Source organism: Microbacterium sp. K2, assembly GCF_051365005.1.
Classification (GTDB): domain Bacteria; phylum Actinomycetota; class Actinomycetes; order Actinomycetales; family Microbacteriaceae; genus Microbacterium; species Microbacterium foliorum_B.
This window is the reverse complement of record NZ_JBLWII010000004.1, coordinates 25,807-48,292: the sequence shown is the minus strand read 5'-3', so window position 1 is coordinate 48,292 and position 22,486 is coordinate 25,807. Positions and strand designations below refer to the sequence as shown.

The 22,486-nt window shown below is 69.0% G+C and carries 21 protein-coding genes; 12 read left to right on the top strand and 9 right to left on the bottom strand.

Annotation, left to right across the window (positions count from 1 at the left end):
• Positions 1 to 109: 109 nt before the first annotated feature.
• Positions 110 to 2,635, bottom strand: coding sequence for an ATP-dependent Clp protease ATP-binding subunit (locus ACLKOY_RS13790; protein ID WP_042539926.1), 2,526 nt, complete (start codon positions 2,633 to 2,635; stop codon positions 110 to 112).
• A gap of 227 nt (positions 2,636 to 2,862) precedes the next feature.
• On the opposite strand from ACLKOY_RS13790, the gene ACLKOY_RS13785 reads away from it, so the two are divergent.
• From ACLKOY_RS13785 to ACLKOY_RS13770, 4 genes are all read left to right on the top strand, one after another.
• Positions 2,863 to 3,483, top strand: a complete 621-nt coding sequence (locus ACLKOY_RS13785) for a hypothetical protein (protein WP_436454170.1) — start codon at positions 2,863 to 2,865, stop codon at positions 3,481 to 3,483.
• Positions 3,483 to 4,118 carry a hypothetical protein gene (locus ACLKOY_RS13780; RefSeq protein WP_436454169.1) on the top strand — a complete coding sequence of 212 codons (636 nt, stop codon included), beginning with the start codon at positions 3,483 to 3,485 and terminating at the stop codon, positions 4,116 to 4,118. Before ACLKOY_RS13785 ends, ACLKOY_RS13780 begins: the two co-directional genes overlap by 1 nt.
• A complete protein-coding gene (locus ACLKOY_RS13775; protein WP_140038115.1) occupies positions 4,115 to 4,345 on the top strand; it encodes a helix-turn-helix domain-containing protein in 231 nt (76 codons plus the stop codon). The genes ACLKOY_RS13780 and ACLKOY_RS13775 overlap by 4 nt, the downstream gene beginning before the upstream one ends.
• A gap of 179 nt (positions 4,346 to 4,524) precedes the next feature.
• Positions 4,525 to 5,967 carry a dicarboxylate/amino acid:cation symporter gene (locus ACLKOY_RS13770; protein WP_436454168.1) on the top strand — a complete coding sequence of 481 codons (1,443 nt, stop codon included), beginning with the start codon at positions 4,525 to 4,527 and terminating at the stop codon, positions 5,965 to 5,967.
• A gap of 63 nt (positions 5,968 to 6,030) precedes the next feature.
• Here the strand turns inward: ACLKOY_RS13770 and ACLKOY_RS13765 are convergent, their stop codons facing one another.
• Entirely contained in the window at positions 6,031 to 7,761 is a 1,731-nt protein-coding gene (locus ACLKOY_RS13765) for a cation:proton antiporter domain-containing protein (protein ID WP_363574093.1), read from the bottom strand.
• A gap of 49 nt (positions 7,762 to 7,810) precedes the next feature.
• Positions 7,811 to 8,095, bottom strand: coding sequence for a MerR family transcriptional regulator (locus ACLKOY_RS13760; protein ID WP_140038120.1), 285 nt, complete (start codon positions 8,093 to 8,095; stop codon positions 7,811 to 7,813).
• A 122-nt stretch (positions 8,096 to 8,217) separates the two neighbouring features.
• Here ACLKOY_RS13760 and ACLKOY_RS13755 point away from each other — a divergent pair, with 122 nt between their 5' ends.
• The 7 genes from ACLKOY_RS13755 to ACLKOY_RS13725 all read left to right on the top strand — a co-directional run bounded on the left by ACLKOY_RS13755 (position 8,218) and on the right by ACLKOY_RS13725 (position 13,778).
• The gene (locus tag ACLKOY_RS13755; RefSeq protein ID WP_056374219.1) at positions 8,218 to 8,640 is read left to right on the top strand and encodes an Hsp20/alpha crystallin family protein; all 423 of its coding nucleotides are present in this window, start codon (positions 8,218 to 8,220) and stop codon (positions 8,638 to 8,640) included.
• 55 nt (positions 8,641 to 8,695) lie between these two features.
• Positions 8,696 to 9,736, top strand: a complete 1,041-nt coding sequence (locus tag ACLKOY_RS13750; protein WP_436454167.1) for an LLM class flavin-dependent oxidoreductase — start codon at positions 8,696 to 8,698, stop codon at positions 9,734 to 9,736.
• Positions 9,737 to 10,027: 291 nt separating this feature from the next.
• Positions 10,028 to 10,951: a hypothetical protein gene (locus tag ACLKOY_RS13745; protein ID WP_436454166.1), complete on the top strand. Its 924-nt coding sequence runs from the start codon at positions 10,028 to 10,030 to the stop codon at positions 10,949 to 10,951.
• A 315-nt stretch (positions 10,952 to 11,266) separates the two neighbouring features.
• The gene (locus ACLKOY_RS13740; protein ID WP_140038123.1) at positions 11,267 to 11,476 is read left to right on the top strand and encodes a methyltransferase; all 210 of its coding nucleotides are present in this window, start codon (positions 11,267 to 11,269) and stop codon (positions 11,474 to 11,476) included.
• 81 nt (positions 11,477 to 11,557) lie between these two features.
• Positions 11,558 to 12,823, top strand: coding sequence for a molybdopterin molybdotransferase MoeA (locus ACLKOY_RS13735; protein WP_436454165.1), 1,266 nt, complete (start codon positions 11,558 to 11,560; stop codon positions 12,821 to 12,823).
• Complete coding sequence (gene mobA, locus ACLKOY_RS13730; protein WP_436454164.1) at positions 12,820 to 13,497, top strand: molybdenum cofactor guanylyltransferase; 678 nt, start codon at positions 12,820 to 12,822, stop codon at positions 13,495 to 13,497. The genes ACLKOY_RS13735 and mobA overlap by 4 nt, the downstream gene beginning before the upstream one ends.
• Positions 13,494 to 13,778 carry a DUF6457 domain-containing protein gene (locus ACLKOY_RS13725; RefSeq protein WP_436454163.1) on the top strand — a complete coding sequence of 95 codons (285 nt, stop codon included), beginning with the start codon at positions 13,494 to 13,496 and terminating at the stop codon, positions 13,776 to 13,778. Before mobA ends, ACLKOY_RS13725 begins: the two co-directional genes overlap by 4 nt.
• A 65-nt stretch (positions 13,779 to 13,843) precedes the next feature.
• On the opposite strand, the gene pheA is transcribed toward ACLKOY_RS13725, so the two are convergent.
• Positions 13,844 to 14,794 carry a prephenate dehydratase gene (gene pheA, locus ACLKOY_RS13720; protein ID WP_140038125.1) on the bottom strand — a complete coding sequence of 317 codons (951 nt, stop codon included), beginning with the start codon at positions 14,792 to 14,794 and terminating at the stop codon, positions 13,844 to 13,846.
• A 62-nt stretch (positions 14,795 to 14,856) separates the two neighbouring features.
• Here pheA and pgm point away from each other — a divergent pair, with 62 nt between their 5' ends.
• A complete protein-coding gene (gene pgm, locus ACLKOY_RS13715; protein WP_436454162.1) occupies positions 14,857 to 16,500 on the top strand; it encodes a phosphoglucomutase (alpha-D-glucose-1,6-bisphosphate-dependent) in 1,644 nt (547 codons plus the stop codon).
• 543 nt (positions 16,501 to 17,043) lie between these two features.
• Here pgm and ACLKOY_RS13710 read toward each other — a convergent pair.
• The 5 genes from ACLKOY_RS13710 to ACLKOY_RS13690 form a co-directional block, all read right to left on the bottom strand.
• Complete coding sequence (locus ACLKOY_RS13710; RefSeq protein ID WP_436454161.1) at positions 17,044 to 18,144, bottom strand: glycerate kinase; 1,101 nt, start codon at positions 18,142 to 18,144, stop codon at positions 17,044 to 17,046.
• Positions 18,144 to 19,199: a LacI family DNA-binding transcriptional regulator gene (locus ACLKOY_RS13705; protein WP_436454160.1), complete on the bottom strand. Its 1,056-nt coding sequence runs from the start codon at positions 19,197 to 19,199 to the stop codon at positions 18,144 to 18,146. Before ACLKOY_RS13705 ends, ACLKOY_RS13710 begins: the two co-directional genes overlap by 1 nt.
• Before the next feature lie 84 nt (positions 19,200 to 19,283).
• Positions 19,284 to 20,042 carry a sugar phosphate isomerase/epimerase family protein gene (locus ACLKOY_RS13700; RefSeq protein WP_436454159.1) on the bottom strand — a complete coding sequence of 253 codons (759 nt, stop codon included), beginning with the start codon at positions 20,040 to 20,042 and terminating at the stop codon, positions 19,284 to 19,286.
• 382 nt (positions 20,043 to 20,424) lie between these two features.
• A complete protein-coding gene (locus ACLKOY_RS13695; protein WP_436454158.1) occupies positions 20,425 to 21,288 on the bottom strand; it encodes a sugar phosphate isomerase/epimerase family protein in 864 nt (287 codons plus the stop codon).
• Positions 21,285 to 22,484: a dihydrodipicolinate synthase family protein gene (locus ACLKOY_RS13690; protein WP_436454157.1), complete on the bottom strand. Its 1,200-nt coding sequence runs from the start codon at positions 22,482 to 22,484 to the stop codon at positions 21,285 to 21,287. The genes ACLKOY_RS13695 and ACLKOY_RS13690 overlap by 4 nt, the downstream gene beginning before the upstream one ends.
• Positions 22,485 to 22,486: the final 2 nt, after the last annotated feature.

Genomic DNA, 22,486 nt, shown 5'->3' with positions numbered 1-22,486 from the left:
CCCGTCACCTCCCGAGACCCTGAGCGGCCCCGGAATGCCGGAGTGCTGGATCACTCCGGATACGCAGAAGGGGCGGATGCTGATCGCATCCGCCCCTTCTGTGATCAGGTCACTCCCCGCTGGCGACCGCCAGGTCGGGGGTGCCGGAGATCGCTCCGCCGGTATTCACGCCGACCGCGACCTTCTCGCCGCGAGGGCCGTGCTCGAAGAGGAACTCGCCGTCCTTCGAGTCGACCTTCACGTGGTCGCCGGGGTTCAGCTCGCCGTGCAGGATCTTCTCGGACAGACGGTCCTCGACCTCGTGCTGCATCGCGCGACGCAGCGGTCGGGCACCGAGTGCCGGGTCGAACCCGATCTCGATGAGACGCTCCTTGGCGGCCTGCGAGAGCTCGATCGTCATGTCGCGGTCGAGCAGACGCTCGCCGAGACGCTTCGTGAACAGATCGACGATCTGCACGAGCTCCTCCTTCGACAACTGCGGGAACACGATGATGTCGTCGACACGGTTGAGGAACTCGGGCTTGAAGTTGCGCTTGAGCTCTTCGTTGACCTTGCCCTTCATCCGCTCGTAGTTCGTCGAGTTGACGCCCTCGATCTGGAATCCGACCGGACCACCGGCGATGTCACGGGCACCGAGGTTGGTGGTCATGATGATGACGGTGTTCTTGAAGTCGATCACGCGACCCTGACCATCGGTCAGACGACCCTCTTCGAGGATCTGCAGCAGCGAGTTGAAGATGTCCGGGTGGGCCTTCTCGATCTCGTCGAACAGCACCACGCTGAACGGCTTGCGGCGCACCTTCTCGGTGAGCTGGCCGCCCTCTTCGAATCCGACGAATCCGGGAGGGGCACCGAACAGACGCGAGACGGTGTGCTTCTCACCGAACTCGCTCATGTCGAGCGAGATGAGAGCAGCTTCGTCGTCGAACAGGAACTCGGCGAGCGCCTTGGCGAGCTCGGTCTTTCCGACGCCCGTGGGGCCGGCGAAGATGAACGAACCGGAGGGACGCTTCGGGTCCTTGAGGCCGGCACGCTGACGACGGATCGTCTTGGAGAGCGCCGCGATGGCCTCTTCCTGACCGATGACGCGCTGGTGCAGCGCCTTCTCCATGAAGACGAGTCGCGAGGACTCCTCTTCCGTCAGCTTGAAGACGGGGATGCCGGTGGCCTGTGCGAGCACCTCGGCGATCAGGCCCTCGTCGACGACCGCCTGGGTCGCGACGTCGCCCGAACGCCACTGCTTCTCGAGGCGCAGGCGCTCGGCGAGGAGGCTCTTCTCCTCGTCGCGCAGCGATGCGGCCTTCTCGAAGTCCTGGTCCTCCGACGCGACCTCTTTCTGTTCGCGCACCTTGGCGATCTTCTCGTCGAATTCGCGCAGCTCGGGCGGGCTCGACAGGATGCTGAGGCGCAGGCGTGCGCCGGCCTCATCGATCAGGTCGATGGCCTTGTCGGGCAGGAACCGGTCGGAGACGTAGCGGTCGGCGAGGTTCGATGCCGCGACGATCGCGCCGTCGGTGATCTGCACCTTGTGGTGCGCCTCGTACCGGTCGCGCAGCCCCTTGAGGATGTTGATCGTGTGAGGCAGGCTCGGCTCGTTCACCTGGATCGACTGGAAGCGGCGCTCGAGAGCGGCATCCTTCTCGAAGTGCTTGCGGTACTCGTCGAGCGTGGTGGCGCCGATGGTCTGGAGCTCACCTCGGGCGAGGAGCGGCTTGAGGATGCTGGCCGCGTCGATCGCGCCCTCGGCGGCACCCGCACCCACGAGGGTGTGGATCTCGTCGATGAAGACGATGATGTCGCCGCGTGTGCGGATCTCCTTGGTGACCTTCTTCAGGCGCTCCTCGAAGTCACCACGGTAGCGGGAGCCTGCGATGAGAGAGCCGAGGTCGAGCGAGTAGAGCTGCTTGTCCTTCAGCGTCTCGGGCACATCGCCCTTGACGATCGCCTGGGCGAGGCCCTCGACGACGGCGGTCTTGCCGACGCCGGGCTCACCGATCAGCACGGGGTTGTTCTTGGAGCGGCGAGACAGGATCTGCATGACCCGCTCGATCTCCTTCTCGCGCCCGATGACCGGGTCGAGCTTGTTGTCGCGTGCGGCCTGCGTCAGGTTGCGACCGAACTGGTCGAGCACCTGCGAGCCGCCCTGGGCGCTCGGGGTGTCGTTCGACTGCGCGCCGACGGCTGCCGGCTCGCGTCCGGGAGCACCAGACAGAAGCTGGATGACCTGCTGGCGGACCTTGTTGAGGTCGGCGCCGAGCTTGACGAGCACCTGGGCTGCGACACCCTCGCCCTCGCGGATGAGGCCGAGCAGGATGTGCTCGGTTCCGATGTAGTTGTGGCCGAGCTGCAGAGCCTCACGGAGGCTGAGCTCGAGCACCTTCTTGGCGCGCGGCGTGAACGGGATGTGACCGGTGGGCTGCTGCTGGCCCTGACCGATGATGTCCTGCACCTGCTCGCGGACGGCGTCAAGGGAGATACCGAGGCTTTCGAGCGCCTTGGCTGCGACACCCTCACCCTCGTGGATGAGGCCGAGCAGGATGTGCTCAGTGCCGATGTAGTTGTGGTTGAGCATCTTCGCCTCTTCTTGGGCGAGGACGACCACTCGACGGGCTCGGTCCGTGAATCTCTCGAACATGCTGTGACTCCTTATTCGCACGGGGCGAAGCGCTGAGTCCTCGACGGGTCTCCGCGCCTGTACATCGAGAGTAACCACCGTGCGGATGCTGTATGCCCGTGTTCGCCGTCGGCATAGCGCCATGACGGTCGGTGACGGCGCTCCTGCAGGGCCGGGGTTGACTCACTTATCGACAGTCGTTATGTTAACGATTATCGGTAATAACGACTCTCGATAAGGAGTGGATGATGACCTCGACGAAAGACCGCACGATCTCTCGCGGCGACTCCGGCGCCCTGATCGGCTTCTGCATCGCAGGAGTCCTGATCGCCGCCTACATCACGGTGTTCTCGATCATCCGGATCGTAGAACTCGCCCGCGGCGTCGATGTGCCGGTGCTGATCGAGTTCGCCCCGGATGCGTCCGCCGTCGACCTGCCGCTCTCGACCGGAGGCAGCGTGGCCGTGGGGCTCGACAGCGGCACGATCATCGCTCCTCAGCTGCCGGCGATTGCCGCGGTGCCCGGCATCATCGGCCAGGTGCTGCAGATCATCACGATCCTGGTCGTGATCGGATGCCTGATCCTGCTCGCGCGCAGCACCGTCAGCGGCCGCATCTTCGGCCGCGGTCGCACGGCCCTCGTGGCCACTGCCGGCATCACCGGCCTCCTCGGATTCGCGTCGGTGCGTTTCTTCGACAACATGCTCGCGAACGCCACCGTCGCCCGGATCACCGACAACGGCATCGACAACGCCGTGATGAGCGTCGAGCCGTTCACCTTCATCCTCGGGGCGTTCGTCATCGCCCTCATCTGCACGGTGTTCTCCATCGGCGACCGACTGCAGCGCGACACGGACGGGCTCGTCTGATGAGCACCGTGACCGCGACACGTTCCCAGACCGCCGATGCGATCACCGTGATCCTTTTCGGCGCGGCCGCTCTGGTGGTGACGGCGATCAGCACCGTCCTGCGCGTGCTCGGAACCTTCCGAGATCAGGGCATCGCGTGGTCCATCCCGATCGACGAGCAGCCGATCGACGCGACCGTCGGCTCAGGAGCCGCGTCGGTCGAGGGGATCGCTCAGCAGGTGATGGTGTTCGCCACCGGAGTGGATGCCGCTTCGACCGCAGCGATCATCGGCTCTCTCGTGCTGTGGGCGCTCGCCCCGTTGATCGTCATCGTCGGCGTGATGCTCGTCGCGTGGAACTTCCTCCGCGGACGATTCTTCGTGCGGAGCAACGCGCGGGCCTTCGACGCGATCGGCTGGACCCTCGTGCTCGCGCCGATGTTCATCGTGCTGCTCGAGAAGCTGGGGCTGAACGGGGTGTCTGCCGCGGTGGGCCTCAGATCCGGCGAGCCGGTGCATCCGATCGAGTTCTGGTCGATCGTCCCGATCTTCGCGACCGGCGTCGCGGTGGGGCTCATCGCAGCCGCGTTCCGGCAGGGCATCCGCCTGCAGCGCGAGAAGGCCCTGCTCGAGGACGACACGAGGGGTCTCGTATGAGCCCGGCCGAGAACGACGACGAGCTCACCGGCATCCACTGCCGTCTCGACGAACTGCTCGCGGAGCGCGGGATGACGCTGACCGAGCTGAGCGCACGCGTCGGCGTCAGCATCGTGAACCTGTCGGTGCTGAAGAATGACCGCGCTCGGGCCATCAGGTACTCCACGCTGCGCGCGATCTGCGATGCCCTCGGATGCGAGGTCGGCGACCTGCTCGTACTCGCCTAGCTGCTGCCCTGCGCCGCATTGCCTCGACGGCCTGACCCGCCGCGACGCCTGACGAAGGATGACGGATGCCGCGGCATCCGTCATCCTTCGTCATGTCGGCCTCGGAATTCGCGCTTCCTCATAGCGTTGAGCGTTATAGCGCGCACACGGCGCGCACCGATTCTGGAGTCCTCGATCCCATGAGCACCACCGCCCGCCCCACGAAGGCGCCCGACACTCGCGGTCCCGTCCGGAAGCTGCTGACCTCGTTCGGCTTCCAGATCCTCGCGGCCCTCGTCCTCGGCATCGCCGCCGGCCTGATCGCGCGCCAGCTCGGCGCCACGGCCGACAGCCCCAACGGCCTCTCCGCCACCCTCGACACGATCGGCAGCTCGTACGTCACGCTGCTGCGCGCCGCCGTCGTGCCGCTGATCTTCACCGCGATCGTCGCCAGCATCTCGAACCTGCGCCGCGTGCAGAACGCCGCACGCCTCGCGGGCCAGACCCTGCTGTGGTTCGCGATCACCGCGTTCATCGCCGTGATCATCGGCATCACGCTCGGACTGGTCATCCAGCCGGGCAACCGCGCCGGTGCAGGCCTCGAGCCCGGCGAACCGTACACGGTCGGCACCTGGTGGAACTTCCTGCTGGGTCTGATCCCGCAGAACTTCCTCGGACTCAGCGTCAGCACGAACCCGGGCGCCACGGACGGCACATTCACGTCGAGCGTGAACTTCAACATCCTGCAGGTCATCGTGATCGCGGTCGCCGTGGGCATCGCGGCGCTCAAGGCCGGCAAGAAGGCCGAGCCTTTCCTCGCATTCACCGAGTCGCTGCTCAAGGTCATCCAGCGCGTGCTGTGGTGGATCATCCGCATCGCCCCGCTCGGCACGTTCGGCCTCATCGGCGCCGCGGTCGTCAAGTACGGCTGGGAGAAGCTGGCCTCGCTCGGCTGGTTCGCGATCGCGATCTACGTCGGTCTCGCGCTCGTGCTGTTCGTCGTCTACCCCGTGCTCGTCAAGACGCACGGCCTGTCGATCAAGCAGTACTTCTCCGGCGTCTGGCCGGCTGTGCAGCTCGCCTTCGTCAGCCGCTCGTCGATCGGCACTCTCCCCCTCACCGAGCGCGTGACGGAGCGCAACCTCGGCGTGCCCCGCTCATATGCCTCGTTCGCCGTGCCGTTCGGTGCGACCACGAAGATGGACGGCTGCGCCGCGATCTACCCGGCCATCGCCGCGATCTTCGTCGCGCAGTTCTTCGGCATCGAGCTCAACCTCGTGCAGTACCTGCTGATCGTGCTCGTCTCGGTCGTCGGCTCGGCCGCCACCGCGGGAACCACGGGTGCGACCGTCATGCTCACGCTGACGCTGTCGACCCTGGGCCTGCCGCTCGAGGGCGTCGGTCTGCTGCTCGCGATCGACCCGATCCTCGACATGGGCCGCACGGCGGTCAACGTCGCGGGCCAGGCGCTCGTGCCGACCATCGTCGCCAAGCGCGAGGGCATCCTCGACGAGGAGCTCTACAACGCACCGCGCGAGGGCCTGCCGTTCGCCGACGACTCGGCCGACGACGAGGCACCCGAGACGGATGCCGCAGCATCCGGCTCCCCGGAATCCGAGACCGAGCCGGTCGGCACCCGCTGACCCGCCGTCTCATCGACCGAGCGCCTCGCCCCTTCCCGGGGTGGGGCGCTCGTCTGTCTCCCGCTATGCGCGACCCTGCAGGCGCGTGGCGGCACGGGTGTCGAGGGCGAGCTCCTCGGCATCCATCGCGGCCATCAGCTCGCGCATGACCTCCTCGTCGAGGTTGCCGGCGTCTCGCTCCGCGAGCAGGATGTCGCGGCGCACCTGCAGCCATCCGCGTGTCAGAGCTGCGAGGTCTTCGTAGGAGGGCCGAGTGACCGCCTCCTCGACCTCCTGCGCCTCGTCGGCGGCCTTCTCGACCCTGGTCATGCGCTTCGTGAACGCGTCGAAGACGCCGATGTCGACGCTGCCGTACTTGTCGACCCACTCGACGCGCTTCTCGGCGAGGAAGGCCTTGCCCGCCTCGCGGCTCTTGGCCTTGACATCGGCGATCGCGCGCTCGTCCTCCTCCTCATCGACATCGCTGGCGATGCCGAGCCCGCGGATCAGCAGCGGCAGAGTCAGGCCCTGCAGCAGCAGTGTGCCGACGGTGACGACGTACGCGACTACGACGATCGCGTGCGACGGCTCGGTGTCGAGAGCCGCGAGATCCGCCGCGGCGAGCGCGGTGGCCAACGTCACCACGCCGCGCATGCCCGCCCACGAGATGACGGCGTTGTCCTTCCAGGTGAGCTGCAGGCCCGCCATGCGATCGCGGACGATCTTCGACCGCAGCTCTTCGGCGCTGTACTGCTTCCAGCGCTTCGAGTCGCGGCGGCGTTCGTCGAAGGCCCCGGACTCGACCGTGCGATCCCAGCGTTCCAGCCGTCTGCGGTCTTGGAAGTTCGCCCACCCGTTCGCCGGGTAGACGTAGAGCGGACGCACGACAAGCACCACGAGCAGCACCACTCCCGACAGCAGCAGGATGCGGCCGACCTCCTCGCCGCCGAGGTCGCTGAGCACGCGCGGGAATTGCAGACCGATGTACGCGAACACGAAGCTCTCGAGCAGCAGGTCGGCCGACAACCACAGCGGGGCCTCCTGCTGACGCGTCGTGTAGTCGGTGCGGGGCGAGTTGTATCCGACGTACAGGCCCATCGCGACGACCGCGAGCACGCCCGAGCCGAGCAGGTGCTCGGCGATGGCATACGCCCCGAACGGTGCGAGCAGCCCGAAGGTGCCGATCACGACGGGGTCGCTGATGCGCATGCGCAGCTGGTGCAGCACGATGCCGAAGACGAGTCCGACGGCGACACCCACCCCGACCGCGAGCAGGAACTGCCAGATGCCGTCCCAGACGGTGAGCGTCGCCCCTGCGATGATCGCCGCGAACACCCGGTAGAGGGTGAGCGAGGTCGCGTCGTTGATCAGACTCTCCCCCGAGAGCACCGTCATGATGCGGCGCGGAAGCCCGAGCTTGCGGCCGATCGCCGCGGCCGAGACCGCGTCGGGTGGCGCCACGATGGCGCCGAGCAGCAGGGCGCCCGGCAGCGTGAGCGACGGCAGGATCCACCACGCCACGAGCCCCACGGCGACCGCGGTGAGCAGCACGAGCGTGACGCCGAGTCGGCGGATCTGCGGCAGGCTGCGCTTGAAGCCCACGAACGACACGTCGAGCGCCGCCGAGTACAGCAGCGGCGGCAGCACGAGGTTCAGCAGCAGGTGGCCATCGATCTCGACCTCGGGCACGAACGGCAGGAAGGATGCCGCGAGCGCGACCACCGTGACGAGCAGCGGAGCCGGCCATCCGCGCCATCGGGCGATCGCCGCCACGACGACAGCACCGACGAGCACGTAGAAGATCTCGGCATCCATGCCCCTAAATTACTGCCCCGCAGCCTTGGCGCCGGGCGCGTCCGGGGGGTCAGGGGCGGTCGTCGGCCAGTTCGTCGCGGAGCCCGGCGTTCTCGTCCTCCAGATCGAGGACTCGTCGGATGCCGACGATGTTGATGCCCTCGACACGCAGGCCCGTCACCCGACGGATGCGTGCGAGATCGTCGTCGCTGTATCGACGCGTGCCTCCGTCGCTGCGCGCGGGGGTGACCAGACCTTTCGCCTCGAAGAGTCGCAGGCTCGCCTCGGGGACGCCGCTGAGCTGGGCGGCGACGGCGATGCCGTAGACCGGCATGCTCGGATCACGATCAGCCATCGGCACCTCCTTCTCTCGACACTTGCATTCTATCTCGATCTGTTCTATAAAAAATCTATAGCAAATGGTGCAGATAATCTGCACCGACATCGCCCATCCGGGCCACACGAAAGGAGACACTCATGGCCATGTCCTTCGATCCGTTCAGTCAGCTCGACCGCTTCGCTGCGAGCGTGCTGGACTCCGTCCGCGCACCGCGTCTCATGCCGGTGGACCTCTACCGCGACGGTGACAGGTACGTGCTGCACGCCGATCTTCCCGGCATCGATCCGGGCTCGATCGACGTCGACCTCGACGGCGGACAGCTCACGATCCGCGCGCAGCGCACGGCCGACGGTCGCGAGGGCGTCCGCTGGCTCGCCCGTGAGCGCGGAGCAGGCTCGTTCCTGCGACAGTTCTCGCTCGGCGACGGCGTGGACCTCGACGCGATCAGCGCCTCGTACGAGAGTGGCGTGCTCTCGGTGATCATCCCGGTCAGCGAGCGGGCGAAGCCGCGCAAGATCGAAGTCGAGTCGAGCGACAACCGACAGTCGATCGCCGCCTGACGCGAGGTGGGGGCGAGCGGGAATGCCCCGCCCGCCCCCGCCGTTGCATTCGGGGATGACTTCCACCGCGCTCTCCGTCCTCGACCTCGTCCCCGTTCGCACCGGCCAGACCAGTGCCGAGGCGATCTCCTCCTCCCTCGATCTCGCCGCCACCGCCGACCGCCTCGGCTATCGCCGCTACTGGTTCGCCGAGCACCACAACATGCCGGCCGTGGCATCGACCACTCCCCCGGTGCTGATCGCCGCCGCCGCGATGCGCACGACGAAGATCCGACTCGGATCCGGCGGCGTCATGCTGCCGAACCACGCTCCGCTGATCGTCGCCGAGCAGTTCGCCGCCCTCGAGGCCATCGCGCCCGGGCGCATCGACCTCGGCCTCGGCCGCGCCCCCGGCAGCGACCCGGTCATCACCCAGCTGCTGCGTGGATCGGGCACCACGAGCGACGTCGAGCAGTTCCCCCGCAACGTGCAGGACATCGCTGCGCTCCTCTCAAGCGACGGCGCCACCGTGCGCTTCACATCGGGTGGCGAGTACACGGTGCACGCGACGCCCGCCGCCGGCGGAAGCCCCGAGGTCTGGCTGCTCGGGTCGAGCGACTACTCGGCGCAGCTCGCCGCATCGCACGGGCTGCCCTATGTCTTCGCGAACCACTTCTCGGGCCAGGGTCTCGAGCGAGCACTCGACCTCTACCGCACCGGCTACCAGCCGAGCGAAGAGCACCCCGAGCCCCGCACGTTCCTCACGGTCAACGTCGTCGCCTCGCCGACGCAGGAAGAGGCCGAGGCCCGCGCCCTGCCGCAGCTGCGCATGATGTCGCGCCTGCGGCTGAACAAGCCGCTCATCGCTCTCGAGACCGTCGAAGAAGCACTCGCCGCCGAGTCGGATGCTGCGACCGACCAGGTCGTCGAGGCTGCCCGCTCGCGGTGGTTCGTGGGCACGGGAGAGTCCGTCGCCGCCGAGGTGCGCGAGTTCGCGGCGAAGTACGGCGTCGACGAGGTCATGCTCTCGCCCGTCGCCGGGGCCTACGAGTCGGAGCCGCGCGACGCCGCCGCCGGCCGCGCGCAGACGCTCGAGCTCATCGCCGCAGCCCTGTAGGGCGCCGCTTCGCGGGCGCCGGGGCGTCCGCGCGCCCGTCGCTCACGAGCGGGGTCAGTTTCGCATCCGAAAAGCCGTTTAGAGATGCAGAAGTGACCCCGCTCGCGGCACCAGATGCGAAAGTGACCCCGCTCGCGGCACCAGATGCTAAAGTGACCCCGCATCGCACCGTAGGATCGCGCCCGTTCACTCGTTCGCGGATGCTGGCCGCAGACGCGACTTCTCCACATCTCTCGGCATCCGCGCGATCACCGGACGAGAACGGCACATCGGATCAGCGAACCTGATCGGATGCGCCATCGGATACTCCTGCCCGACGAACTCGGCCGCCATTTCACCGTGCAGCAGGCCGCGGCCGCGGGCATAGGTCGGGGCCGCGCCTCCGCGCGCGATCTCGACCGCCCTTTCCGCGGAGTGCGTTCGATCGCGGCTGCGGAAATGCCGCTCGATCGAGTTGCCGCCCTTGCGCCCCGCCTGCAGCGTGGTCAGCTCATCGGCGGGGAGACGGCGATGCGGGTGTGGGGGTATCCGCATCCCGGCATCTGGAGCGTCCATGCGCCGATCACCGTTGTCGTGGCGACGGGTTCTTCGCGCGTCCGGCGCAGCGGCGTCGCCGGTCGACGCCTGGCAGCGGGACGCGCCCAACCCTGGCGGATCGGCGGAATCCCTGTCGTCGATCCGCCAGCGGCTCTGTTCATGTGTGCCGCGGCGCTGACCGAGGATCAGGTGGTCATCGCCCTCGACGCTCTGATCAGCGCGACAGACAACTATCCGGGGCTGCGTGCGGGGCGTCCGCCGCTCACCGTGACCGACATCGAGCAGCGTCTGCTGGTCTGGGGCCGTTTCCCGGGGTCTCGCCGAGTCCGTGACGCGCTGTCCCGTGCGCGCGAAGGGGTGGAATCACCGAAGGAAACCGAGACGAGGCTGCTCATCGTGGCAGCGGGTCTACCTGAACCCGTCGTGCAGCACGAGGTCTATGAGAACGGTCTTCTCATAGCGCGATGCGACATGGCCTACCCCGACCTCAAGATCACGATCGAGTACGAGGGCGACGGCCACCGCACGAGCCGCGATCAGTGGCGGCGCGACATCCAGCGACAACGCGAGCTCGAAGACCTCGGATGGATCGTCATCCGCGTGACCCAACTCGACCTGGCGGGCGACCCAGGACCGCTGCTCGACCGCATCCGTCGGGCGCGATCATCCCGCCGCTGACGGTTCCCCTTCACTGCGCCTCTCCTCTCCGCTCCCGCCTTCTCGCTCCAGCCTCCGCGCTCCAGCCCCCAGACGGGGTCACTTTCACACCCCTACTCGCAGGCGGGGCCACTTTCGCACTCGAATCGCCTCTTTGAGATGCGAAAGTGACCCCGCCCAAGCGCGGGATGCGAAAGTGACCCCGCATACGGCGCACGAACGCACGCCCGCGGCCCCGCAGCGGCACGCGCTGTGCGGCGCACGCGCCACCCCGACAAGGGCTGGTATTCCGGTGCGCCGGAGCGTACCCTCACCAGCAACGGAAGGGGTTCGATGATGAGCACGACCAAGACCCTCGCACTCTGGGTGGCCTACGGCACGAACGGAGTCGTCGGCAGCATCCGACACGATGACGAGGGATACACCGTCGTCATGGCCGGATCGGATGCCGCGACGGGCACGTACCCGAACCTGGAATCGGCCAAGGGCGCGCTGCATTCGCACATGCTGCCAGGCAGCGGCTGGCCGATGTTCCGCGAGCACTGATCTTCGAGCGGGGAAAAAGGGGAAGAGGGGCGACGCGGTCGCGGGGGCATCCCGATCCCGCGACCGTCGTACGCTGACTGCATGCGACACACCACCTCCCTCGCTCCCCCGGCCATGTTGACGGTCGAGGACCAGCAGGCGGAGGTGCTGGCAGCCGCCCGACCGCTCGACGCAGAGGCGGTGCCGATCACGCAGGCAGCCGGTCGCACCCTCGCCGCCGACGTTCACGCCCGGGTCGATGTGCCGCTGTTCGACAACTCCGCGATGGACGGATACGCCGTCATCTTCACCGACGTAGAGGTCGCCACGGCCGAGCACCCGGCAGAGCTCCGCGTCATCGCCGACCTGCCCGCGGGTTCGGCTGCGGAGCCCGCGCTGAGTACAGGGCTGGCCGCCCGGATCATGACCGGCGCTCCCGTGCCCCGCACCGCGAACACCGTCGTACCCTTCGAGCACACACGTGACGGGCTGCAGGCCTGGGATGCCGCGGCGATCGTGACCACGGCTCCTCTCCGGAAGGGCGCCAACATCCGACGCCGCGGGGAGGAACTGCGCGCCGGTGCCGTCGTCGCGCGGGCGGGGGCGATGCTCGGCGCACTGCAGCTGACAGCCATCGCGGCCACCGGCGTCGACACCGTGCAGGTGCGTCGTCGCCCTCGGGTCTCCGTGATCTCGACGGGAACCGAGCTCGCCACCCCCGGCGCAGTCCTGGCCCGCGGGCAGATCCCCGAGTCGAACTCGGTGCTGCTCGCGTCGATGTGCGCCGAGGCGGGTGCCGACGTCATCTCGGTCGACACGGTGACCGATGAGGATGCCGCCTTCACGGCCCTCCTCGACCACGCGCTCCGCGCAGGCAGTGCCGATGTCCTGGTCACGTCGGGCGGCGTCAGCGCCGGTGCCCACGAGGTCGTCAAGAACGTGCTGCGCGATCGCATCGAGTTCGTCGCGGTCGCCATGCAGCCGGGTAGACCCCAGGCCTTCGGGCGCATCGACGATGCACTGATCTTCGGCCTGCCCGGCAACCCCGCCAGTGTCGCCGTATCGTTCGAGGCCTTGGTGCGCCCGGCGTTGCTCGCTCTGCAGGGGCGCAAAACGGTGCAACGCCCGATGCTTCGTCTCGCGACCACAGCCGGGTGGCGCAGCCCGACCGGACGACAGCAGTATGTGCCGGTGACTCTCGACCGATCCGACCCGGCCGCGTGGTCGGTGCGCCCGGCAGCCGCCGACGGATCGTCCGGCGCGCACCTCGCCGCAGGACTCGCCGGAGTGGATGCCTACGCCATCGTGCCCGCCGAGGTCTCTGCCGTGGCCCCCGGCGACCTCGTCGACGTGATGCTGCTCTCGTGACCTCGACCAACGCAGCAACCCCGAGAAGCGCGGCAACCCCGGCAACCCCCGGTGCCGCAGCGATCATCCTCGCCGGCGGGCGGGCATCGCGGCTCAACGGCGCCGCCAAGCCGCTGCTCGAGGTCGGTGGCCGCACGCTGCTCGATCGGGCCATCGCGGCCGTCGCAGGCTGCGATCCCATCGTCGTCGTGGGTCCGCCGGTGCCCGTGCGCGGCGAGGTCGTCTGGACTCGCGAGACTCCCGAGTTCGGCGGTCCGGTCGCCGGCATCGCTGCCGGGCTCGCGAACACCGAGAGCGACGAAGTCTTCGTGCTGGCGGCCGATCTGCCCAACGCCGAAGAGGCGGTCGCGCTGCTGCGTCGGCATCCGCCCCTCGCCAGCGGCGAAGACGGCATCTGCCTGGCCGACTACTCCGAACGGATGCAGTGGCTGATCGGGCTCTATCGCACCGACGTGCTGCGCAGGGCTGTCGCTGCCCTGCCCGACGGCGGCCGCGATGCCTCCATCCGGTCACTGCTCGCCGGCCTCGCCGTCACCGCGCTGCAGGCAGGAGACCTGGCGACGGATGTCGACACGTGGGACGATCTCGAACGTGCCCGCGCAACGGCGCAGAATCCCACCACAACGGCGCACACACCCCCGCGCGGCAGCGCACCGGACGAGGAGACGACATGACCGACAAGCCGCAGCATCTTCCGGTCGAGGCCCTCGACGACTGGACCTCCGCCGCCTGCACCGCCCTCGGGATCGACCGCGCGTCGGTCGACATAGCCTTGCTCCTCGATCTCGCCCGCGACGTCGCGCACGGCGTCGCCCGCCCGGCTGCCCCGCTCAGCGCCTACCTCGCCGGTCTCGCCGCAGGGCGCGCAGGCGGCAGCCGCGAGCACACCGCCGCGGCGGTCGCCACGATCACCGCGCTGGCGGCATCCTGGCGCGCCGACGACGACGAGTCCTGAACTTCTCTCATCGCCGCCCCGCCCCGATGTGATCGGGAACGACCACGGCCGGACAAGGTTCGGTCTCAGTCCTCGGGTTCGCCCGAGAGGATGCCGCGCAGCCAGTCGCGCGCCTCGACGAACACGTCGTCGTCGTAACGGTCGGGGTACTGCACGATCTGCCGATCGGCCCGCGGATACGACCCGAGGAACACCACGCGCGGGCTGAACCGCCGGATGCCGAGCAGGGCGTCGGCCATGCGCTCGTGCTCGATGTGCCCGTCGGCGTCGATCACGAACCGGTAGCGGCCCAGCTCGTCGCCGATGGGCCGCGACTGGATGAGCGAGAGGTTGATGCCGCGGGTCGAGAACTGCTCGAGCATCTCGAGGAGAGAACCGGGGTGATCGTTGGGCAGCTCGACGATCAGCGACGTCTTGTCCGCGCCGGTCGGGGCCGGGGCGGAGGTGGTGCGCGTGACGAGCACGAAGCGGGTGACGGCCTGGGCGTTGTCGCCGATGCCCTCTGCCAGCACGTCGACGTCGAGGTGCTTCACGACGCCGGGAGCGGCGATGGCCGCCTGCGCCGGAAGACTGCCGTCGAGCATGCCGACCGCCGATGCGACGTTGCTCGCCGCGGGCACGTGCGAGTGGGTCGGCAGATGTGCGCCGAGCCAGCCGTGGCACTGCCCGTAGGCGACGGGGTGAGCTGCGATCACCTTGACGTCCGACAGCGTGGTTCCCCGGGGAGCGACGAGCACGAAGTTGACCCGCACCAGGTATTCGCCGATGATCCGCAGGCCGGGCAGCGTGGCCAGAGCATCCTGCGTGGTCGAGACGCCGCCCTCGATCGAGTTCTCGATCGCGATCATGGCCGCGTCACTGCGACCCTCGAGCACATCGGCGAGAGCCTCGCCGACGTTGTGCACCGCCCGCCATTCCTGGCCTCGCGCTTCGGCGACCTGTTCGAGCGCCGCTTCGGTGAATGTTCCGGCGGGGCCGAGATAGCTGTAGGTGCGGCGTTCAGTCACGCGTTTCACCTTAGGGCACCAGTGGGCGCCCAGAAGATGCGCGGATGCCGAGATGGGGGCAGACTGTCTGCATGACGAGCCGTGCCGGCCTACCAGCCGAAGAATCCGATCTGATCGATGTCGACGAGCTGATCGCCGCTTATTACGATCGCGTCCCCGACCCCGGCGTCGCCGCCGAACGGGTCGCGTTCGGGACCAGCGGCCACCGCGGGTCGTCGCTCACCAAGAGCTTCAACGAGAACCACATCCTCGCGACCACGCAGGCGATCGTCGACTACCGCACGGCGCAGGGCATCACCGGCCCTCTCTTCCTCGGTCGTGACACGCACGCCCTGTCGCTGCCGGCCGAGCGCAGCGCCATCGAGGTGCTGGTCGCGAACGGCGTCGACCTCCGCGTCGACTCGCGCGATGCGTGGGTGCCGACACCCGCGCTCAGCCATGCGATCCTCACCTTCAACCGCGACCTCGCACCGGATGCCGCCGGCCGCGCCGACGGCATCGTCGTCACCCCGTCGCACAACCCGCCGCGTGACGGCGGCTTCAAGTACAACCCGCCGCACGGCGGACCGGCCGACACCGACGCGACCGGCTGGATCGCCGACCGCGCCAACGAGCTGATCGCCGGCGGTCTGGTCGACGTCAAGCGCGAGCGCTTCGCCGATGTCGACTGGGATGCTCTCCCCGGCTACGACTTCCGCGACGCCTACGTGCGCGACCTGGCGACCATCATCGACATCGACGCGATCCGCAACGCCGGAGTGCGCATCGGCGCCGACCCGCTCGGCGGCGCCTCGGTCGAGTACTGGGCGCTCATCAAGGAGGTCTACGACCTCGACCTGACGGTCGTGAACCCCGAGGTCGACCCGACCTGGCGCTTCATGACGCTCGACTGGGACGAGAAGATCCGCATGGATCCGTCATCCCCTTCGGCGATGGCCTCGCTGGTCGCCAAGAAGGCCGACTACGACGTGCTCACCGGCAACGACGCGGATGCCGACCGCCACGGCATCGTCACCCCCGACGCCGGGCTGATGAACCCCAACCACTACCTCGCGGTCGCGATCGACTACCTGTTCTCGCACCGCTCGGAGTGGCCGCGCGACGCCGCGATCGGCAAGACCCTCGTGTCGTCGATGATCATCGATCGCGTCGCCGAGTCGCTCGGACGCCGCCTGCTCGAGGTGCCCGTCGGCTTCAAGTGGTTCGTGCCCGGGCTGCTCGACGGATCCGTGGCCTTCGGCGGCGAGGAGTCGGCCGGAGCATCGTTCCTCCGCAAGGACGGCACCGTCTGGTCGACCGACAAGGACGGCATCCTGCTGTGCCTTCTCGCTGCCGAGATCATCGCCGTCACCGGCAAGACGCCGTCGGAGCGGTACGCCGAGCTGGAGCAGGCCTTCGGATCGTCGGCGTACCAGCGCGTCGACGCCCCGGCGACGCCCGCGCAGAAGTCGACGCTGAGCAAGCTGGCTCCGGATGCCGTCTCGGCGACGACCCTCGCCGGTGAGGAGATCACCGCCAAGCTGTCGCACGCGCCCGGCAACGGCGCCGCGATCGGCGGCCTCAAGGTGCAGACCGAACACGCGTGGTTCGCGGCTCGCCCGTCGGGCACCGAAGACGTCTACAAGCTGTACGCCGAGAGCCTGCGCGGCCCCGAGCACCTCGCCGAGGTGCAGGCCGAGGCTCGTGCCGTGGTGTCGGCCGCCCTCGGCGGCTGACCCAGCCACCTTTCCGACTGTCTTCTGCCCCCGCACGTCGCCCGTGCGGGGGCAGAAGTGCATCCGGGTCACGCGGGTGCGGGCGCGGGAGCGTGCCGGAGCGGGTGCGGGCGGGAGCGTGCGCGAGCGGGTTCGCGGGCGCGAGCGGGTTCGCGTGCGGGGTCACTTTCGCACCCGAAACGGCCGATCCCGATGCGAAACTGACCCCGCCTGGCGGACGCGATGCGAAACTGACCCCGCCTGGCGGACGCCATCCGCAGGCCGGTCGAACCACCCACCCATCACGGGTGCGGGGTCAAAAACGCATCCGCACCAGCGACTTCAGATGCGCTTTTGACCACCGCAGACCGTCACTCCGCGCACCCGGAGTTGCACGGACGTGCGGGGCCGATGAACCACCGGACACAGCGACTTCAGATGCGCTTTTGACCACCGCAGACGAGCGAGATCGGATGCTACGCGAGGGCAGCCTCGAAGCACGGATACCCCGAAGGGCGGGTGCGGCAGATGGGCAGAAGGGCGGGTGCGGCAGATGGCGACAGGTCAGATCGACCGGGCGAGCGCGGCTCCGGCCTCGCGCAGCCAGCGGGCGGGGTCGGCGAGAGCGGCATCCGACGATCCCGCGATATCGGTGAGAGACGCGGATGCCGCGAACAGCGCCACATCGGAGTCCGCCGTGATGCGTCCGGCCGCGAGCAGCGCCGCGGTCCCGGCGGACGCGGCGAGGCCCGCGATGAATGAGGGCACCTTGCCGTCGCCGGACTGACCGTCGTACGACCCCTCGCCCGTGATGACGACATCGGCGTCGGCGATCGCATCCGCGAGTCCGATGAGCTCTGCCACCTCGGCGGCTCCGGGAGCGAGCGTCGCTCCCCACACGACGAGCGCACCGCCCGTGCCGCCGGCGGCTCCCGTGCCGGGCAGAGCGGGGTCGAGGCCGAGCATCTCGGCGAGACGCGCGAGCGCGGCATCCACGCGCGTGATGTCGTCGCTGGAGAGTCCCTTCTGCGGCCCGAACACCGCCGCGGCGCCCCGTGGGCCGACGAGCGGGTTGGTGACGTCGGTGAGCACGCGCGCCTGAGGCGCGGTGCGCAGTGCGCTGAGGTCGACGGATGCGATGTCGGCGAGTCCGCGCGCACCGCGGGCGGCCGGCTCACCCGAGGCCTCGAGGAATCGAGCGCCGAGCGCTGACAGCATCCCCGTGCCGCCGTCGGTCGAGGCGCTCGATCCGATGCCGACCACCAGCCGTGTGACGCCGTGGTCGAGGGCCGCGGCGATCGCCTGGCCGAAGCCGGTGGTGTCGGCATCCCACGGTCGCAGCTCGTCGAGAAGTTCGATGCCCGAGGTCGAGGCGAGGTCGACGACACCGGTGCCTCCGGGAGAACCGGCGGAGACGGGCAGCAGCAACCAGCTGGTCTCGAGCGGCAAGCCCGCGGGACCATCGACGACGACCGGCATCCGTCGCGCCCCAGGCACGGCCGCGGCGAACGCGGCCACTGTGCCCTCGCCGCCGTCTGCCATCGGGCGATGCACGAACGTCGCGGAGGGATCGACCGACGACCAGCCTTCGGCGAGGGATGCCGCGGCATCCGCCGCGGTGATCGTGCCCTTGAAGCTGTCGGGCGCCAGCACGACGCGCGTCATCAGGCGATACCGGGTGTGCTCGCGCGCACGATGACCTCGAGCGGCAGGGCCGCCTGCTGCCAGTCGGCGTCGACTGTCGCGCGGAAGGCCTGGTACCCGACCTCGCTCAGCGGCACGCGCACGGTGGTGAGCGCCGGAGTGACGTCGCTCGACGACGGCACATCGTCGAAACCGCAGACCGCGATGTCGGAGCCGATCTCGCGACCCGCGTCGCGGATCGCCGACATCGCGCCGATCGCGACGACATCGCTCATGCCGAACACGAGGGTGCCCGGCTCGACACCCTCGGCGAGCGCCGCCGACATCGCCTGCACACCCGATTCGCGACGGAAATCACCTCTGATCAGCCGATCGACCGATCCTCCGCCTGACTCGAAGCCCGCACGGAATCCGGCGAGACGCTCGTCTGAGGTGAGCACCCCTTCGGCCGCGCCGATCGCGATCGCCGAGCGGTAGCCGAGCGACGCCATGCGGCGTCCCAGTGCCTCGGCACCGGCGCGGTTGTCGATCTCGACGTGCCGGTTCTCTGCGCTGCCGGCCCCGAACGTGACCACCTGCCCGCCGAACCGGGCGTACTCGGCCAGCTCGCGGGAGGTGTCGGAGTCGGTCGGCTCGTTGGTGCGCGAGGCTGCGAGGATCAGGCCCTGGGGTCGCTGTCCGCGCAGCGCTCGCACGATGCGCGCCTCACGAGCCGGGTCGCGCTCGGTGATCGCGATCGTGACGACGAGCCCCTGCTCGTCGGCTCCGCGGGCGACGCCGGCGGCGATGAGGCCGAAGTAGGGGTCGGCGATGTCGGCGACGAGCAATGCGATCACGGGCGAGCTGCCGCGGGCTGTGGCCTGCGCAGAAGCGTTCGCCGTGTAGCCCAGCTCGGCCGCCGCCTGCTCGACGCGCTCGCGGAAGGACTCGGCGACCTTGCGCTCGGATCCATTGAGAACGCGGGATGCCGTGGCGAGCGAGACCCCGGCCTCACGGGCCACGTCGTGCAGCGTCGGGGCTGCGCCTCGCGAATGCCGCGGCTGACGCACCCGGGAAGGGCTTTCCTGCTGACTCATGCCCTGAGCCTACTGTGCGGTGCGGGTGGCGCCGGGGATCCTCCGGGGGCCGCGGCAGCCTGAGTCCTGCGGAGCATGACGGCGCTAGAGCGAGAGGTACGAGCGGAGAGTCGCTGCCTCGCCGCGCAGCATCGCCGGGTCGTCGCCGGGCACGAACTCGAGCAGCGCGTCTCTCGGCGGTGTGGGCGCAGACTGCGCCTCTCCGAAGAACCGGGTCCAGAGGGCATCGCGTGCCCGCAGCGGAAGCCTCTCGTGGTCGGGCCACCACGAGAACACGTGCGCGGCGGACACGTGGTCGGCGATCGCACGGTACTCGTCGAGCACCGTCTCGACCGCGGCGCCGACAGTGGGCTGCCAGTAGGTGCTGAGCGTCGGCCTGGCGACCTCGGTGAGCACCCGCAGGGTCGTCGGCGCGGTGTCGGCGAGCGTGCCCGAGTGGAACTCGAGCGCGAGGGAGATGCCTCGGGCGTTCGCCTCGTCGACTGCATCCTGCAGTCGCGCGATCGTCGACGCCCAGTCCTGCAGTGCGGCCCCGTCGGATCCGATCGATCCCGCCCAGACGCGCACACGGTCGACACCGAGAGCCTCGGCCGTGTCGAGCACAGGGGTGATCGGCTCATCGGCGCCGGCGCGGAAGTACGAACCATAGGAGCACGACACGAGTCCGGCATCCGACATCAGCCCCGACACCCTCGCCGCCTGATCGACGTCACCGGCCGGCACGTGCGTGTCACCGCCCCACTCGATGACCTCGAGCCGTGCTTCTGCTGCGATCTCGACGACTCGTTCGGCACTCAGCGCCCTGAAGGTCACCGAGCAGAGTCCTGGGCGGATCTTCGTCATGGGTTCATCCTCTCAAGGGGCCGCGTCGGTGTCTCGGGGGTTGCGCCGGGCGGCTCGCGTCATGTCGGCGCCTCGGGGCCGTCTGCCCGCGCCGTCTGCCCGTACCGTCTGCCGCGTGCCGTTTACCTGATGCCGTCTGCAGGACCGAAGCACGGATGCAGGACGAGAAACCGTGTTCCGGCCCGGCATCCGTGCCCGAGTCCTGCAGCCGGCACACCGACCCCTGCAGAGGCCGCTTCCAGTCCGGGTCGCCGCGTGCCATCTACCTGGTGCGGTCTGCAGGACCGAAGCACGGATGCCGGACGAGGAACCGTGTTCTTGTCCGGCATCCGTGCTCTGGTCCTGCAAGTGATACGCGGGCGGCCAAATGGCACGCCGGGGGTCAGCGCAGGTGCGGTGAGACCGCGGCGCCGAAGGTCTCGGCCGTGCGCCGCACGACGTTCTCGGGAGCATCCGCCCAGATGTCGGCGTTGAAGATCTCGACCTCGATGTCGCGGTCGTATCCGGTGTCGATCACAGCGCGGGTGAGCGAGCCGAAATCGATCACCCCGTCGCCCGTGTAATGCCGCGACAGCAGCACGTCGGCGGCGAGCGGAGTCTTCCAGTCGCACACCTGGTACGTCGCGATGCGGCCTTCACGACCGGCGCGGGCGATCTGCTCGAGCACCTGAGGATCCCACCAGATATGGAACGTGTCGACCGCCGCGCCCACCACATCGGCGTCGAAGTCGGCCGCGATGTCGAGCGCCTGGCCGAGCGTCGAGACGACCGCGCGATCGGAGGCATACATCGGATGCAGCGGCTCGATCGCGAGCGTCACCCCCGCCGCCTTCGCGTCGGCGGCGAGATCTCCGATCGCGTCGCGCACACGCTCACGCGCGCCGATCAGGTCGCGCGACCCGCCCGGCAGACCGCCGGCCACGAGCACGAGCACGGCCGTCGATCCGTCAGCCCCGGATGCGGCGAGCGTCGCGGTCTCCTCGATAGCTCGGCGGTTGTCGTCGAGGGCCGCGACGCGCTCCGGACCCTCGGGGACGGTGAAGAAGCCACCGCGGCAGTGAGTGGTGAACCGCAGCCCGGAGTCGGCGAGCATCCGCGCGGCGACGTCGAGTCCGACCTCGTTGACGGGCTCGCGCCACAGACCGATGGCCTGGATGCGGGCATCCGCCGTCACCCGCAGCGCGGTCGCGAGATCGGCGTGCTTGATGGTCGCCTGGTTGATCGACAGTCGGGGGTCGACGGTCATGCGTCCACTCCGTTCAGGCGCAGCATCGCGTGCCAGCGTTCGCGCGCGAGCTCGGGGTTCTCCAGCGCGAGCGACGCGTTGGCCAGCTCGACGATGCGGCTCAGGTGCACGAGGCTCCGTGCCGAGTGCAGGCCGCCGACCATCTGGAACGCGGGCTGGTGCCCGTTGAGCCAGGCGAGGAACGCGACCCCCGTCTTGTAATAGAACGTCGGGGCAGCGAACACCTGACGACTGAGCTCTTCGGTCGGGCCGAGGATCTCGAGGTAGCGGGCGGGGTCTCCGGCATCCAACGCCTGGATCGCCGCCGACGCCACCGGGGTGATCGCCGCGAACGCACCGAGCAGCGCGTCGGAGTGGGTGCGTTTCGTCTCGGTGCTTCGCTCCTCGCTCAACGACCGGGTGGAGTCGCCGCCGATCAGGCCGACGTAGTTGAAGTCGTCACCCGTGAACATGCGCACGCCCTCAGGCAGACGCTCGCGCACCGAGATCTCGGACTCGGCGTTCAGCAGGCTCATCTTGACGCCGGCGATCTTGTCGGGGTTCTCGGCGATGACATCGAGCAGCACAGCGGATGCCGTCTGCCAGTCGTCCGCTCCGAAGTATCCGGCGAGCTCGGGGTCGAAGGCCGTTCCGAGCCAGTGCAGCACGACCGGCACGGTGGCCGAGGAGAGCACCTCCCGGTAGACGCGGCGGTAGTCGTCGGCATCCGTCGCCACCCTCGCGAGGTGGCGCGAGGCCATGAGAACCGGACCCGCGCCCTGTTCCTCGGTGAAGTGCAGCTGCTCTTTGTAGGCGTCGATCACCTGGTCGAGCGAGATGTGCGAGTCGGCGACGTGGTCGGTGTTGACGCCGACCACGACCGAGCCGCGCTCCTCGCGGGCGACCTCGGCGCTGCGGGCGATGAGCTCGCGCGTCGCCGCGGCATCCAGGCCCATGTTGCGCTGCGCGGTGTCCATTGCGTCGGCGACGCCGAGTCCCCACGAGTACACGTTGCGGCGGAACGCGAGCGTCGAGTCCCAGTCGATGTCGGCGGGCTGGCCGGGGGTGTTGTCGGCGTGCACCTTCGGCACGACGTGGGCGGCGGCGTAGGCGACGCGGCTCTGCAGCGGTGAGGTGGGGCGGGAGTATCCGCCGCCCTCGCGCAGCTCGGCATCCGTCACCGCGCCCGCGGCGTCGAGAAGTCGGAGAGTCGTCATGC